This is a genomic window from Photobacterium alginatilyticum (assembly GCF_009910675.1).
GTDB lineage: Bacteria > Pseudomonadota > Gammaproteobacteria > Enterobacterales > Vibrionaceae > Photobacterium > Photobacterium alginatilyticum.
The window spans coordinates 1-377 of record NZ_RSEJ01000358.1; the positions used below are offsets into that span (position 1 = coordinate 1).

Annotated in this window: 1 protein-coding gene; it reads left to right on the forward strand. The window is 42.4% G+C overall.

Annotated features, from left to right (window positions below; all coding sequences use genetic code 11):
• The coding region (locus EIZ48_RS29325; RefSeq protein ID WP_205298669.1) for a hypothetical protein at window positions 1–191 on the forward strand (191 nt) is incomplete at its 5' end.
• Window positions 192–377 lie beyond the last annotated feature (186 nt).

Genomic DNA, 377 nt, shown 5'->3' on the forward strand with positions numbered 1-377 from the left:
TAAGGAAAAAAGGAAGTCCGGAGCGGGTGCGCAGCATTGAAGACTTGTTATCTGAGACTAGGACCCTGGAAGAGATTTGGAGAAGAATGAATGAGGCCCGAGAAACAGTCGAGGTAGAAGAAGAAAATTATAATTTAGTTGATGGCAAAATAGGTAGCTGGGATCCTTGCGATCTCCCTAGTTTTGCCTAAGTCTTTTGTAGACTCTTTTACCGGTCCGGTATAGCCACCTATCATTTGGACATGCCAATGTTCCAGATATAGGGAGAAAAGTAGTACCCGTGTCTTCGCGTGAAGATTTGTAGCCCTAGTTTTGAAAAAAAGTGTCTAAATTGCTAAGGAAGAAAGGGTAGAAAGGTTTGTTAGTCATCTGAGGTA